Below are 14,283 nucleotides of genomic sequence, written 5' to 3'. Positions count from 1 at the left end.
CCTGGATTTCCAGGTTCGGCAAGCCGGTCGCGTAATCTGACCTCGAACGAGTCGCGCTCGTGGGCGCGTTGGGAGGAGTGACCGATGGGCTTGAGGCGCGAACCGACAGCACGTCAGGTGCGCTTGGCGGTCGAGCTGCGCAGGCTTCGCGAAGCGGCCGGCCTCAAAGCGCGGGAGGCAGCGGCCCTGCTCGGGGTGAGCTCAACCCAGATCAACCAGATCGAGTACGGCCAATCAGGCGTGAGCGAGAAACGGTTGCGGAGCCTGGCCGCGCATTACGCGTGCATGGACGAGGCGTTCATCGACGCCCTGGTGGTGATGGCGACCGATCGAACACGCGGCTGGTGGGAGGAGTACCGAGGCCGACTGCCCTCGGCGTTCCTGGACCTGGCCGAGCTGGAGCATCACGCCGTTCACCGATACGACGTGGAGTTCCTATACATCCCTGGACTGCTTCAGACGGAGGACTACGCCCGCGCCATCTTCTCCTACAGGGTTCCGGAACTGCCCTACGGTGACCTTGAGTTGCGCGTGCGCCACCGGATGGACCGGAAGGTCGCCATCGAGGGCGCTGACCCGATCCCCTATCAAGCGGTGATCCACGAGTCGGCGCTGCGCATCCGAGTCAGCGACCGGGCCGCTTCCCGCGTACAGCTCACTCAGCTCCTCGAACTCTCCGAAGCAGACCAAGTCACCGTACGCGTCATCCCCTTCGACCTGGACAGGTTCGCCGGTGCCGCAAGCGCGATGGTGTACGCGGGAGGGATTGTGCCCAAGCTGGATACCGCGTTGCGTGACACGCCGCACGGGACGGCCTACATGGACTCGGAGGCTCAACTCGGTGCACTTCGAACGCTTTTCCGTAAGGTGGAAGCAGCGTCACTGAACCCGAAACGTTCGCGTGACTTCATCCACAGACTGGCGAAGGAACTGTGATGCACGCTGCGACCCCCGACAACTGGCAGAAGTCGTCCTTCTCAGGCTTCGGCGACGGCAACAACTGCCTCGAACTCGCCTCCTCCCCCACCGCCCTCCACCTCCGCGAAAGCGACACCCCCACCGCCGTCCTCGCGACCACCCGGGCCCCGCTCGCCCACCTCCTGGTCGGCATACGCACCGACGCCATCGCCGCCCCGAAGTGAGACGGGAGCTCAAGAGCCATCAACCGAGCTCCCGAAGGCCTCGATGACTGTGAGGCGCGCGCTGTGACCGCTCCCGGCAACTGGCAAAAATCGTCCTTCTCCGGCGGCGGCGAAGGCAACGACTGCCTCGAACTCGCCTCCACCCCCACCACCCTCCACATCCGCGAATCCGAAGATCCGACCACCGTCCTCACCAGTACTGCCAGCCCCTTCTCGGGCCTCCTCGCAGGCATACGCGCCGGCTCGGTCTGAAGGGGCCGGGGGTCGTCCGCGCGTCAGGCCAGCTTCTTCGCCTGGGCGGTGACCAGTTCGGCCGGGAAAGCGAAGTCCCCACCGGAGACCATCGAGCCCGCGTTGGCGAACGTGAAGTGGGCGAGAGTGGCGCCTGAGCGGAAGACGACGGCCTTCCACCGGGTGTCGACGCCGACGAGCGGAGCGACAGCGGTGAACGCGACCGCTTCCTCACCGGCTGCGGGGGCGGCATCCGCGCTCGCGTAGGAGGCGAGGGTGATCACGCCGGTGTTGAGGGCGAGGGCCGCCTCCTCCGTGGTGAGGACGGCCAGAGATATGAGGGCGGAGGCCGCCAGGGCCCCGGGGTGCCGTATACCGGATCTGTTCACGAGGTGCTCTGTGCCCCGGCCCCTGCTGGATCGATAATCCGTGTCGGCGCCGACTGACCCCGTGCGAAGCTTCCGGCCATGACCTCACCCGAGCTCAGTGAACTGGACTATCTCAGGGAGATTGAGCGCCTCGCCAACCGCGTCAACGTGGCGGCATCCAACGAAGGATGGCTCTCGTTCCAGGCAGACCCGGAAGAGTCGACACCGCTCCAGCGCAGCGTGAACGCCCTTGCGCGGACTTTGCGCAGGTACCACTTTGTGGGCGATGGCTGCACGGAGGAGCACCGGCCTCTGGTCCGACTCGTCGGAGCCTCAGTGCTGAAACCCGGGGCCACGCCTGCCGGGGTGGAGGAAGGGTACGAGGAGGTGTGCTCTCGGATCGGTGTGGAGCCGAAGCCCGAGGGCTGGGCACTGTGGAACACCTGGAGCGACGGGGAACTGAAAGTAACCATGGTGGTATCTGCCGTCGAAACGACGGAGGGACTGTTGAAGAACTGGTCCCGAGGGAGGGCAGTCGACCCCGTGTCACCGCTGCCTTCCCAGATCGCTCTCATCCGTACGGGCTGGATAGGGCCCATGACGTTCTCGCCTCGGGGTGTCAGCAGGACGGGCCTCGGCGGTCAGCCGCTGACATAGTCGCTGGCTCCTCGGTCAGCGTCGGGTCCAGATGAGGATCGCGGCCAGGTGTCGCACCGACTGGTAGGCGATGGCAATCTGACCCGCTCCCATAGCCAGGCCGCGCCACTGCTCAAGGCAGCTGATTCATCATCCTGCGCCACCTTCCCCCTGCTCTACGGCGGCTGCGACGCCACTAGGGACGGCCCGCACGGCAGGGGCCCGAGACAGATCATCTCGGGCCCCGTCGGGCTTCTTCCGGCCTCAGTTCTCCGTCCTCGGTGTCACCACGAGGTGTAGCGCTGCGGCTGCTGCTGTGGTGCCGCAGGCAGTTCGGTACCGGCGCCGGTGCCCGTGCCGTACGGGGCGGGTGCCACCCGGCCGCGGTTCCGGTCGCGGCCCGGCTTGCGGTCGCGGTGCCGGGCCTGGTCTCCGGACCCCGCTTCGTCGCCCAGCATCATGTCCGGGTCGAACATGACGATCACGGCGGCGATCAGCAGGACGGCCAGCGGGGTGACGATCATGGACAGGAGGAACGACAGCAGGTCGGTGGACGACTGCGTGGACACGGACCCGCCGGTCACGTGGACGGAGACGGCTGCCATGCCCGTGTAGTGCATACCCGTCACCGCCACGCCCATGACCAGGCTCGCGCCGAGGCTCGACCACAGGCTGTGGATGGAGACCGCCGCCCACAGCGCCGCCGTGGCGGCCGCGACGGCGATGACGACGGACAGGGACACCGTCAGGGTGTCGTAGTGGAGGCCGCCGTTGGTGTGCATGGCGGCCATGCCGAGGTAGTGCATGGCCGCGACGCCGAGCCCGGTGACCGTGCCCGCTATGCCCAGGTTCACCGGCGAGCTGCCCCGGTAGCCGACGAGGAAGACGCCGACGGCCACGAAGGCGATCGCGACGGCGAGGCTGAGCAGGGTCTTCGACGTGTCGTAGCTGAGCAGAGCGCCCTGGACGCTGAACCCGATCATGGCGATGAAGTGCATGGTCCAGATGCCGCAGCCGATCGACACGGCGCCCAACGCCAGCCAACGCGCCCTGCGCTGCGGGCGCCGCAGTGATCTCGTCGTGCAGCGCAGTCCGAGCGCCGCACCGAGACAGGCCATCAGATAGGCGGCGATGGGAGTCACGGCACCGTAGTGGAAGTTGGAGACGGTGGCGTTCATGGGGGTTCCCTTCACGTGCGTGACAGCGGGCGGCACCGCGGACACGGGCGGACACGGCGGGCGGGCACGGCGGCAGAGGCGAGTACGATCGCGGTCTCTCCCCTGCCGCACGTGCAAAACCGCTCGGCCCGGCGCCCGACCCGAGCGCACGGCAGGCCTGCCGGGGAAAGCAGGCCACGGGGAGCCGTACGATCAGATCTGGCCACCTGGCCGAGTTGTGCACGATCTAATCATGTACAGCGCACACTTCCTACACATCGCTGACAGTCGTTCACCGAATCGATACTCCGCCGCAGTTCGCCCCAAATCCGCAACCCCCGACCGCCGCCGCCGACCGCCGCCCCCGGCGGCCGACATCGTCGGAGAATCGTCTGTGGTTCCTCAGCCCGGTGTTACAGACTGGCCCCGAGCCATGCATCAGGCCGCGAACACCCGCTTCTCGAAAGGCTTCCAGCGTGACGACCTCCGGGACCAGCACCCCAGCCCTCGCGGATCTCGCCGCCGCCATGCCCTTCACGGCCGGCCTGGGGATCGTCTTCGAGGAGGCCGCGGCCGACGCCGTCACCGCGACCCTGGCCTGGAAGCCCGAACTGTGCACCCTCGGCGACGTCCTGCACGGCGGAGCCCTCATGTCGCTCGCCGACTCGGCGGGGGCCGTGTGCGCGTTCCTCAACCTGCCGCCGGGCGCGGGCGGCACCACGACCCTGGAGTCGAAGACCAACCTGATGCGCCCGGTCGGTTCGGGCTCCGTGCGCGCGACCGCCCGCCCGCTGCACGTCGGCCGGACCGTGATCGTCGTACAGACCGAGCTCCGCGACGACCGGGACCGGCTGGTCGCGCAGACCACCCAGACCCAGGTCGTGTTGCAGCCCGGCCCCTCCTGAACGGTCAGGCGTGGGATCAGGGGCGGCCCAGCGCCCGGTACTCCCAGCCCGCGCCGCGCCACTGGGCGGGGTCGAGGGCGTGCCGGCCGTCGACGATCCGGCGGCGGGAGACGACCGCGCCCAGGGCGTGCGGGTCGATCTGCCGGAACTCGGACCACTCGGTGAGCAGGACGACGACGTCCGCCCCGGCGGCAGCGCCGAGCACGTCCGTGCCGTAGGTCAGATCCGGGTAGGCGCGCCGGGCGTTCTCGGTGGCCGCGGGGTCGACGACGGTCACCTGGGCGCCGGCCTGGTGCAGGGTGCGGGCGACGTCCAGCGCCGGGGCGTCGCGGATGTCGTCGGAGTTGGGCTTGAAGGCCGCGCCCAGCGCGGTCACCCGGGCGCCGGCCAGCTCGCCCCCGGCGAGTTCGCGGACCAGGTCCACCGTGCGGGCCCGGCGTCGCTGGTTGATGGCGTCGACCTCGCGCAGGAAGGCGACGGCCTGGCCGACGCCGAGCTCCTCGGCGCGGTGGCTGAAGGCCCTGATGTCCTTGGGCAGGCAGCCGCCGCCGAAGCCGAGACCGGGCTTGAGGAACCGGCCGCCGATCCGGTCGTCGTAGGCGAGCGCGGTCGCGAGACCGGTGACATCGGCGCCGGTCGCCTCGCAGACCTCCGCCATGGCGTTGATGTAGGAGATCTTGGTGGCGAGGAAGGAGTTGGCGGCGACCTTGACCAGTTCGGCGGTGGGCAGATCGGTGACGACCACCGGGGTGCCCTGGGCGATCACCGGGGCGAAGGCGGCGCGCAGCTGCTCCTCGGCCCACTCCGACTCCGTGCCGAAGACCAGGCGGTCGGGGCGCAGGGTGTCGTCCACGGCGTAGCCCTCGCGCAGGAACTCCGGGTTCCAGGCGAGTTCGACGTCCGTCCCGGCCGGCGCCGTGCGCTGGACGAGGTCCGTCAACCGGGCGGCGGTGCCCACCGGGACGGTGGACTTGCCGACCACCAGCGTGCGTCGGCGCAGGTGCTGGGCGAGTTCGCCGACCGCGCTGTCGACGTAGCGCATGTCCGCCGCGTGCGAACCCTGCTGCTGGGGCGTGCCCACGCAGACGAAGTGGACGTCGCCGAACTCGCCGGCCTCGGCGAAGCTCGTGGTGAACCGCAGCCGGCCGGTGTCGAGGGCCTTCGCGAGCAGTTCGGGCAGGCCGGGCTCGAAGAAGGGCACCTCGCCCGAGTTCAGCCGCTCGATCTTGACCGGGTCGACGTCCACGCCGAGGACGTCGAAGCCCAGGACGGCCATGCAGATGGCGTGGGTGGCGCCGAGGTAGCCGGTGCCTATGACGGTGAGGCGGGGCGCGCTCGTCCCGCTGGTGTGGATGTCGTCTCTGTGCGCGTCGTCCGAAGAGGTCACGGTGGTCTCCAGAGGTGTGTGCGGGCAGGTCGGCCCGCCGCAAGGGCCGGTGGTGGCCTGCGGAACCGATGGGGAAGAGTGGGAAAGGGTGGGAAAGGGTGGGGAAGGGTGGCGAAGGCGGTGGTCAGGAGGTGCAGTCGACGTTGGCCAGGCCCTCGGCCGCGTCGTTCGCCTTGTTGTCGCAGGTGACTTTGTTGCCGTCGGACGTGAGGTGGAAGCCGTAGCCGGGGCCGTCCACGTTGGCCGTGTTGCCCCGGAAGATGTTGCCGGTGCCCCAGCCATTGACGATCTGGTGGGTCTGGAAGCCGTCCGCGGGCGAGTGGCTCCCCGTGTTGCCCTGGAGCAGCCAGCCGTTGCCCTTCACATCGACCCAGGAGTCGTTGTTGTGGGAGCTGCTCAGCTTCGCTCCGTCGAAGGTGTTGTCGAGGACCTTGCCGTCGCTGGTGCCCTCCTTGATGTCGATGGACTCGGCGGTGGTGTCGCTGATGTGGTTGCCGAGTACGACGTTGCGGTCGCTGGTGTCCGTCTTGCAGTCGCTCACGGTGCACCAGTTGGACTTGGCGGTGCCGATGTAGATGCCCTCGCCGTACTTCTCGCGGCGCAGTCCGGTGGTGCGGACCGTGTTGCCCCGGATCATGTTGTCCGAGCTGAAGTCGCGCAGGTGGATGGCCTCGTCGCCGATCTGTTCGACGGTCAGGCCCTGGACGACGGTGCCCACCACGCCGTCCGCCATCACGCCCTTCTGCGCGTTGCGGACGGTGAAGCCGACCAGCCGCCAGTTGCTGACGTGGTTGAGGTGGAAGGCGTAGCCGTCGTCGGTGCCGCCGCCGTCGATGACCGCCGCGGCACCCCCGCACAGGAAGATCGGCTTGGCGGCCGTGCCGGAGATCTCGGCGGTGAAGTTGCCCTCGTAGGCGCCGTCGGCCAGGGAGATGCTGTCTCCGGGGCGGGCCTGGGAGAGCGCCTGCTCCAGGGTGGCTTCGTCGCTCACCTTGACGGAGGCGGTCGGGCAGGTGACCGCGGAGTCGGGCACCGAGCCGCTGGTGGCCTGCGAGGTGGGGGCCTTGGGGGTGCCCGACCGGGTGGGCAGGGCCGACGTGGGGGCTTCGGTCGAGGGCGGTTCGGTGGCCGCGGACCGGGGACCGGCGCTGGTCGCCCCGGCCGTCACCTTCGGGTCCGTCCCGCCGCCGCTCGCCACCGTGACGACGAGCGCGGCCAGGGCGAGCAGGAACGCGCCCGCGGCCAGCCAGACGGCCGGCTGCCGGGAGTGGCCGCCCTCCGGGGCGGGCGGCGGGGTCGACGGTGTGGTCGGCGTGGATGACATGGGCGGTAGCTCCGGTCCGTCCGGTCGGGGAGTCGGCATCGGCATGGGGTGGGGGGCCGGCGGTCAGCGGGGCGGGTTGCCGGCCTGGACGGACTGCGGAGTCAGGGCGCGCAGCGTGGTGGTCTCCTCGTCGTCCTTCGTGAACCAGCCGGGCTGAGACGCCTGGCGGACGGGGACCTCCCGGACGGCGCCGGCCAGCGGCCGCTTGTCGTCGTAGGGGTGGGCGCCCAGGATTCCCCGTCCGGCGTGACGGCGTCCACGGCGGCTCTGGCGCCGGCCCAGCACCGCGGAGAACAGGATGAGCAGCAGCATGCCCGTCCAGAGCAGCGTCATGGGACTGGCGTAGTGCCGGAACTTGATCCAGAAGGAACTGGTGTCGTGCCAGGCGAACGTCTGGTTCTGCTTGACGGTGATGCTGCCGTGGGCGCGCGTGGTGTCCACCGCGCTCGGGCCCACCCCCGAGATGACGTTGTACGAGACGAGGGACTTGTCGACGGCCCCGACGAGGCTGATCCCGTGGTTGGTGCCGTCCTGGACGGTGTTGCCGCGGATCTCACCGACCGAGTCCCGGACGTAGATGCCGGTGTCGGTGCTCTCGACGATGTTGCCGGTGATCGTCGCGGCGGTCACGCCGTCGCGCACCGAGATGCCCTGTCTGGACTGGCCGCTGAGGTGGTTTCCGGTGATGGCCACCTTGGTGGCGTCCTTGCGGGCCACGATGCCCATGTCGCCGCCCTCGACCCGGTTGTTCTGCACGCCGACGTCCTTGCCGCCGAAGATCTCGATGCCGTAGTGGCCGTTGTCCTTGGCGGTGCTGTCGGACACGGAGTTGGAGCCGTAGCTGCTGATGGACTCGCCCGAGGCCGACGGCCCGCTCGCGAGCGGCCGACCGCTGAGCGTGAAGCCGTTGCCGCCGTTGCCCGAGGCCGTGGAGCCGCTGATCCGGACCTGCTCGGTGGCCCGGGCCAGCACGAACCCGTCGCCGCCGTTGTCCTTGGAGACGGTCCGCTCGACCACCGCGTTGGTGACGAACCGGTGCAGGACCACACCGTGTTCCAGGCTCTTCTGCACCGTGCTGTCGCTGATGCTGACCCCGTTGGCGCCGGAGATGAACATGCCGTACGCGTTACCGGTGAGGGTGGAGTGGCCGATCTCCGCCGAGACGTACGACAGGCTGGGCACCGAGAACCGGGTGTCCGGCGTGGCCAGCGATCCGGAGGGCTGGGCCACCACGCCACCGCTGCCCGCGTCGGAGTCCGAGTCCGAGGACGCCGGCGAGTCCTTGATGTTGCCGGTGTCGGGCCGGTCGGTGCCGGTCAGGCTCAGGCCGCCGGTGCGGCCGCTCCAGAAGCCGAGGTCGCTGACGTCGGTGTAGTTCATGGAGAACTGGCCGCCGATGGCCCGGATGTAGGCCCGGCCGTCCCGCACGTCCGTGTCCGGCTGGTTCTTCTTGTCGTCCCAGGCGGTGATCCGCATGTGCGCCTGCGGGGTGCCCTCCAGGGTGAGCCGGCCGCCGAAGGACACGATGCTCACGAAACCCTTGTTGCTGCTGGCCATCCGCAGGGTCAGCCCGCCGGGGTTGGACAGCTTCAGCTTGGCCCCGGCGTTGAGATAGAGGTTCTCGGTCAGCAGGTAGGAGCCGTCCCGCTCGCGGACGAACGTCTGCGGGGCCAGTTCGAGCAGGTCCGAGACGGTGTAGGCGTTGCTGCGCTGGGTCAGGACCAGCGTGTAGCCGCTGCCGGTGTCCAGTCGGTACGGGGCCTTCCACTGACCACCCTTGAGGGGGGCGACGGCGGCGACGGCGCGGACCTGGTCCAGCCGGTGGTCCTCCGCGGCCACGAGCGCGGTCTCGTTCTCCGCATCCGTGGCGTTGACCTGCTGCTCGTCGTCCCCGTCGGCGGCGGGGGCGACGGCCGCGGAGGCGAAGAGCGCACCGGCGGCGACGGCCAGCACGACCGCTCCCCGCAGGCCGGCCAGCAGCCGGTGACGGTAGTGACGATAGTGACGGTCATGGCGGTGATGACGTGTCATGACTGCTGCACCTCCGGCCACGAGGCAGCCGTGGCGGTCCGCGTCGAGCCGGCGAGCGACGCCGAGTTCTGTCCCTCGCCACCGACGCTGTCGCTGGTGCGGGTCAGCCAGCCCTGCTTGTTCATGGTGACGAAGGCGAACAGCTTGATCGGCAGCGAGATCATGATGACGACGAGGGCCAGCACCGGCAGCAACAACACCTCCTGCGGATGTCTGCGCAGATGGGAGTAGCCGCGGATGCCGCGTCCCACGAGCAGCCAGATCAGCACCAGGACCACCCCGCGGCCGGTCAGTTCCAGGCGGCTGAAGAGCAGATAGCCGAGCGCCATGCCCATCGTGATCGGCGTCAGCAGGATCTGCAGCACGGTGATCTTGGTGACCAGCGGGACCCGCCAGAGCCAGCCCTTGTACAGAGCGGTCAGATAGCAGCGGTAGGAGTTCCGGCTCCAGCGCACCCGCTGCTTGACGAAGGCGCGGAACGAGGACGGGAACATCGACATCGCCCGCGCGGAGGACTGGTGCACGGTCTTGTAACCGGAGGCCAGCACCAGCCAGGTCAGCCGTCCGTCGTCGCCGGCGACACAGCGTCGGCCCAGGAAGAACTCGTTCTCCAGGTTCTCCAGCACGGGCTCGATCGCGGCCCGCCGATAGGCGGCCGTACGGCCGGACAGACAGGCCACCGCGCCCGCTCGGCCCATGGCCGGGACGTAGTCGTAGTAGCGAAGGTTGACCAGCCAGTCGGCGACGCGCCGCCAGACGCTGGTCCGGCGCTGGTAGACGTTCTGCTGGGTGCCGACGCCGCCGACCGCGGGGTCGACGAACGGCATCTGGACGGCGGCCAGCAGGCCCGGCTCCCAGCGGGTGTCCGAGTCCACCAGCACCACGAGTTCGCTCGTCGCGGCGCGGATGCCCACCCCCAGCGCCGACCGCTTGCCGCGATGCTCGAACGCCAGCACCCGGACCCGGGGATCCTGCACCTGCGCCAGCCGGCGCAGGACCTCCTTGTCCTCCACGTCCGGGACGATGATGACCTCGGTGGGGTCCTGTGCCAGCCAGGTGTCCAGGCAGTCCACCAGGATGTCCGCGTCCTCGCGGTACGCCGGGACCACCACCGACACGGTGGTCCGGTAGTTGTTCACCACGGGCTTGGCGAACCGGGAGAGCACCGCCCGATAGAGCCACAGCCCCCAGACGAAGACGCCGGCGAGGCCCAGCGGCATCACCTCGCGCCATGACGTCTCGGCGGTCGCCGTGACTATCCATGACCAGAAATCGTCGAAGAAGCTCGACACGAACCCAGACCCCCCAGCCGGAGCGTTGCCCAAAGATGTGGGCGAAATGTGCGATGTTCGCGGTCTACACGGCGAAATCTAGGGCCGAAACGGTCCCTCTCGGCACATGGGCAACACAAAATTCACCTGACACACCCACAAAACGTTCACAAGTCGAGCGCCTGTTCAGCGAACAACGCGCCGCCGCACCGCGCACATCAAGCCATCGCAGAGTGATCTGATTGATCGTCATATGCGATTCGCCGTACGGGATTTGGCCAAACTTCGGGTCGACCCGGCCCCCTCCCCCGCCGGCCCCGACAGTCGAGCCCGGCAGCCTTCACGGAAGCAAAGTAACTGTGACACACGTCACATCCGCTGAATCCGGGCTGGTGAACACATGTCACACGCTGCTCACCAGACCGCCATCTCGCGTAGAGCTCCTGGGCCGCCATGCGAATCACCTCGGGGCAGCGAACGTCCGCAATCCGAGGGCGCCCGCGCGACCGTGGTTTGCCATGACAATTCAGGCTCCGATTCCGGCAATTGCTGTGTACGTTCTGTGCCGAGGGCAGCGCGCGGCTGATGCGATTTGACCGATCCTGATGCCCTCTCTTCACTCTGGAGGCCGTGTGGTCCGCAGTACCCCCGCCCGTGGCGTCGTCGCCGCGCTCGCGGTCCTCGCCGTGGCCACCGGCCCCCTCCCGCTCGCCGCCCCGGCCGCAGCGGACGGAAACACCGGCGCCCCGCTCGCGGCGGAGAAGGTCTTCCAGTCGGACCGCTACGTCCCGCGCCGGGACCTCACCCACTCGGCCGGCCCGAGCGGTTATCTGCACGCCCAGGAAGGCCGTTCCGGCTACCTGTGGACGTCGTACGCCACCGGTGCGACGACCGAACTGGGCGCCCTGTCACGGGAGGCGATCCCCGGCTCCCTCGGATCGTCGTCCGACATCGTGGCCGACGTGGTCTCGCGCACCGGGAAGGTCGTCCTCAGGGACCTGTCCGCCGGCACCACCACGGACGTCGACATCACCCACGGCTCGTACTGGGCCACCTACGGCGCCCATGTGCTGACCCAGGCGCGGGACGCGGCCGGCAACCGTGTGCTGTGGCTGTACGGCGGCGACGCACCGGCCGACGGCACCCTCGTCGACGGCTGGCCGACCGGCATCACCACCGCCAACTTCACCGTGGTGGGCGGCGACAGCTCCACCGCCGTCATCAGCTACGCCCTCGACGGCGCGCGGCACCTGGCGCTGGTCGACCTGGCCGCGGCGAAGGTCACCGCCGACGTGCAAGTGGCCGTCGCGCCGACCGCGGTCGCCCTGAGCCCCGACCGGCTGGTCTGGTACGGGTTCGGCGCCGGCGCCAGGGCGCACGTCCTGGACCGTGCCGACCTGTCCGCCGCCGAGACGACCGTGCCCCTGCCCGGCACCGAGGGCGCGCCGCAGTTCGGCATCGCCGGCCGCTGGCTGGTGGTCGCCCGTTCCGTGCCGTCGTCACCCGGCAACATGGCCGACAAGTCCGGCGAGCCGCTGACGGCCGTCCCGCTCGCGGGCGGCGACGCGGTCACCCTGCTCCGGCACGCGAACACCTCGGTCACGCCGACCCCGGACGGCGGCCTGCTCGTCGTCGGCGGCGCGGACTCCGGGCACTGGGCGGTGCGCAAGGTCGCCGACACGGGCGCGGGCCTGCCGACGCTGACGGAGGTCACCGCCGTGCCGCCGGTCGCCGCCAGGATCAACCGCCTCTCCCTGGCGAACGGCACGCTGGCCACCGACGAGGCCGACGGCAGCTTCTTCCGCGCCTACTACACCCGCCCGGTCTCCGCCGACGGCACACCGGGCACACCGGTCTGGCGGACCTGGCAGCACGAGCAGACCGGCCCGTACGCCACCGGCGACGGCCGCGCGGTGGAATTCCTCCCCAATGCCGGCCCCGACGGCGAGTCGTCCGTGGGATCCATCGACCGCTCCGACACAGCGGGCTTCTTCCGCTTCCCCTCCGCCTCCGGCAGCGTCCTGGACGTCACCGGCCGCTACGCGGTCGTCAACGGCTCCTCCCCCGCCCGGCAGTACGTGGGCGACCTCGGCGTGTACACCGACCTGCGGCCCATCGTCACGCGGGCCGTCACGGCCGCCTCGGTGTGGGGAACCCAGCTGTGGACGCCGGGCGCCACCGCCGGCACGGTCACCGCCAAGGACCTCAAGACCGGCAAGGCGACCGCCACGGTGAGCACCGGCGCCCCCTGCGTCCCCAAAGAGCTTCAGGTCGTGGGCCGTTGGATCTACTGGTCGTGCGGCAGCGCGGCCGCGGCAGGCGTCTGGGACCTCACGGCGAAGAAGAACATCCCCGTCCCGTCCGGCGAGGCACTGCTCGGCGACGGCTACCTCGTACGCCACGACACCTCGGCCGGGGCGCTCCTGCTGACCGCCTTCGCCGACGGCGCCGCGACCACCCGGGAGATCGGCGACCTCGCGGCGGGCGAGGCCGGCCTGCGCGGGGTGACGTGGACGGTGGACAAGTTCGGCGGACCCGCGGCCTACGTCGACGCCGACCAGCGCGTCCACCTGGTGCCCAGCGGCGTCGCCACCCAGCCGCTCGGCGCCGTCGAGTCCGATGCGAGCGTCGCCGCCGACGCCTCGTGGTGGCAGTGGCGCGGTCTGCTGTCCAAGCCCGCCGCCTCCTGGACGGCCACGGTCACCAGCAAGGCCACGGGCCGGGTGGTCCGTACGTACTCCGGCGGCGAGGTCGACGGCACGCTCACCGCGCGCTGGGACCAGCGCGACACGGCGGGCGCACTGGTCCCCAACGGCGCCTACACCTTCACGCTGACCGCGCGGCCCGCCGACGACTCCGGCGCGCCGCTGACGCTGTCCCGCCCGGTGAGCGTGTCCACCGGGACCGCCGTACGCCACGACTTCACCAGCAGCGGCTCCAGGGCGCCCGACGGCATCGGCGACGCCTTGACGCTCTCCCCGTCCGGGGTCGTCGGCTACCGGCCGGGCAACGGCGCGGGCGGCCTCAACGCGGCGTTCTCGGCGTCCGGTTGGCCGTCCACGGTGACCCTCGTCCCGTTCGGCGACCTGAACGGCGACCGCCGCAACGACGTCCTCGTCCGGTTCGGCACCGGCGAGCTGCGGGTGTACCGGACCGTGCGCGGCCAGGCCTTCACCCCCGGCACCCCGCACGTCTCGCTCGGCACCGGCTGGAACCAGTACAACGTGCTGACGTCGCCCGGCGACATCACCGGCGACGGCCTCGCGGACCTGATCGCGCGCAAGGCGTCGACGGGTGAGCTGTTCCTCTACAAGGGCACGAGCGCGGGGAAGCTGTCGGCACGGATCCGCATCGGAACGAACTGGTCGGTCTTCAAGAAGATCGTGGGCGTCGGCGACCTCGACGGCGACGGCCGTGGCGAACTCCTCGCCCAGAACAAGGCGAACACCTTGTGGCGCTACGACGGCAACGGCGTCGGCGGCTTCAGCTCCGGGGTGAAGGTGGCCGCCGGCTGGGGCGCGTCGTACAACGTGGTCGCCGGCATCGGCGACACCACCGGCGACGGCAAGGCCGACATCATCGCCCGCGACACCTCCGGCGCCGTCTGGCGCTACTCCGGCGACGGCAAGGGATCGTTCGGCGCCCGCGTGAAGATCGCCACGGGCTGGGGAACCTACACAGGCATCTTCTGACGACTGCGGTGATCATTGTTCGGTGATCGGCGATCTCTGATCGGTGATCGGTGAATCGCCGGGCGACGTTCCCCAGCGCGACGCCGCCCTACTTAGCGTCCCGCAGTCATAAGCCGTCCCGGCCAGTCTGCCTACTGCC

Annotated in this window: 12 protein-coding genes and 1 pseudogene; 6 read left to right on the top strand and 7 right to left on the bottom strand. The window is 70.0% G+C overall.

Translation table 11 applies throughout. From position 1 onward, the window contains the following. Positions 1–84: 84 nt before the first annotated feature. From ACWCPF_RS16095 to ACWCPF_RS16085, 3 genes are all read left to right on the top strand, one after another. Positions 85–936: a helix-turn-helix domain-containing protein gene (locus tag ACWCPF_RS16095; protein WP_451045637.1), complete on the top strand. Its 852-nt coding sequence runs from the start codon at positions 85–87 to the stop codon at positions 934–936. Then, the gene (locus tag ACWCPF_RS16090; protein WP_451045636.1) at positions 936–1,142 is read left to right on the top strand and encodes a DUF397 domain-containing protein; all 207 of its coding nucleotides are present in this window, start codon (positions 936–938) and stop codon (positions 1,140–1,142) included. Before ACWCPF_RS16095 ends, ACWCPF_RS16090 begins: the two co-directional genes overlap by 1 nt. Before the next feature lie 63 nt (positions 1,143–1,205). Continuing rightward, positions 1,206–1,394, top strand: a complete 189-nt coding sequence (locus tag ACWCPF_RS16085; RefSeq protein WP_451045635.1) for a DUF397 domain-containing protein — start codon at positions 1,206–1,208, stop codon at positions 1,392–1,394. Positions 1,395–1,417: 23 nt separating this feature from the next. On the opposite strand, the gene ACWCPF_RS16080 is transcribed toward ACWCPF_RS16085, so the two are convergent. Continuing rightward, positions 1,418–1,762 carry a hypothetical protein gene (locus ACWCPF_RS16080; protein WP_451045634.1) on the bottom strand — a complete coding sequence of 115 codons (345 nt, stop codon included), beginning with the start codon at positions 1,760–1,762 and terminating at the stop codon, positions 1,418–1,420. A gap of 78 nt (positions 1,763–1,840) precedes the next feature. Between ACWCPF_RS16080 and ACWCPF_RS16075 the strand changes: the two genes are divergently transcribed. Next, positions 1,841–2,398 carry a hypothetical protein gene (locus ACWCPF_RS16075; RefSeq protein WP_451045633.1) on the top strand — a complete coding sequence of 186 codons (558 nt, stop codon included), beginning with the start codon at positions 1,841–1,843 and terminating at the stop codon, positions 2,396–2,398. Between the two features lie 15 nt (positions 2,399–2,413). On the opposite strand, the pseudogene ACWCPF_RS16070 reads toward ACWCPF_RS16075, so the two are convergent. Together ACWCPF_RS16070 and ACWCPF_RS16065 are read right to left on the bottom strand one after the other, a co-directional pair. Further along, positions 2,414–2,524: pseudogene (locus tag ACWCPF_RS16070) on the bottom strand (IS5/IS1182 family transposase); the annotation flags it as partial. Between the two features lie 137 nt (positions 2,525–2,661). Continuing rightward, on the bottom strand, positions 2,662–3,555 hold the full coding sequence (locus ACWCPF_RS16065) for an MHYT domain-containing protein (protein ID WP_451045632.1): 894 nt from the start codon (positions 3,553–3,555) through the stop codon (positions 2,662–2,664). Positions 3,556–4,010: 455 nt separating this feature from the next. Between ACWCPF_RS16065 and ACWCPF_RS16060 the strand changes: the two genes are divergently transcribed. Continuing rightward, a complete protein-coding gene (locus ACWCPF_RS16060) occupies positions 4,011–4,439 on the top strand; it encodes a PaaI family thioesterase (protein WP_451045631.1) in 429 nt (142 codons plus the stop codon). Between the two features lie 16 nt (positions 4,440–4,455). On the opposite strand, the gene ACWCPF_RS16055 is transcribed toward ACWCPF_RS16060, so the two are convergent. From ACWCPF_RS16055 to ACWCPF_RS16040, 4 genes are all read right to left on the bottom strand, one after another. After that, positions 4,456–5,826: a UDP-glucose dehydrogenase family protein gene (locus ACWCPF_RS16055; protein ID WP_451045630.1), complete on the bottom strand. Its 1,371-nt coding sequence runs from the start codon at positions 5,824–5,826 to the stop codon at positions 4,456–4,458. A 124-nt stretch (positions 5,827–5,950) separates the two neighbouring features. Next, positions 5,951–7,150, bottom strand: coding sequence for a right-handed parallel beta-helix repeat-containing protein (locus tag ACWCPF_RS16050; RefSeq protein ID WP_451045629.1), 1,200 nt, complete (start codon positions 7,148–7,150; stop codon positions 5,951–5,953). Positions 7,151–7,213: 63 nt separating this feature from the next. After that, positions 7,214–9,181 (bottom strand): right-handed parallel beta-helix repeat-containing protein, encoded by a 1,968-nt coding sequence (locus ACWCPF_RS16045; RefSeq protein WP_451045628.1) that lies wholly within the window; start codon positions 9,179–9,181, stop codon positions 7,214–7,216. Beyond that, positions 9,178–10,473, bottom strand: a complete 1,296-nt coding sequence (locus ACWCPF_RS16040) for a glycosyltransferase family 2 protein (protein ID WP_451045627.1) — start codon at positions 10,471–10,473, stop codon at positions 9,178–9,180. Before ACWCPF_RS16040 ends, ACWCPF_RS16045 begins: the two co-directional genes overlap by 4 nt. A gap of 611 nt (positions 10,474–11,084) precedes the next feature. Between ACWCPF_RS16040 and ACWCPF_RS16035 the strand changes: the two genes are divergently transcribed. Further along, complete coding sequence (locus ACWCPF_RS16035; protein WP_451045626.1) at positions 11,085–14,144, top strand: FG-GAP-like repeat-containing protein; 3,060 nt, start codon at positions 11,085–11,087, stop codon at positions 14,142–14,144. Positions 14,145–14,283 lie beyond the last annotated feature (139 nt).

This window comes from Streptomyces sp. NPDC001858 (assembly GCF_053594615.1).
This window is presented reverse-complemented; position numbering and strand designations above follow the sequence as displayed.

Coding starts and splice junctions, on each gene's coding strand:
- ACWCPF_RS16090 (WP_451045636.1), top strand. CDS start 936: ATGCACGCTGCGACCCCCGACAACTGGCAGAAGTCGTCCTTCTCAGGC.
- ACWCPF_RS16050 (WP_451045629.1), bottom strand. CDS start 7,150: ATGTCATCCACGCCGACCACACCGTCGACCCCGCCGCCCGCCCCGGAG.
- ACWCPF_RS16075 (WP_451045633.1), top strand. CDS start 1,841: ATGACCTCACCCGAGCTCAGTGAACTGGACTATCTCAGGGAGATTGAG.
- ACWCPF_RS16045 (WP_451045628.1), bottom strand. CDS start 9,181: ATGACACGTCATCACCGCCATGACCGTCACTATCGTCACTACCGTCAC.
- ACWCPF_RS16065 (WP_451045632.1), bottom strand. CDS start 3,555: ATGAACGCCACCGTCTCCAACTTCCACTACGGTGCCGTGACTCCCATC.
- ACWCPF_RS16095 (WP_451045637.1), top strand. CDS start 85: ATGGGCTTGAGGCGCGAACCGACAGCACGTCAGGTGCGCTTGGCGGTC.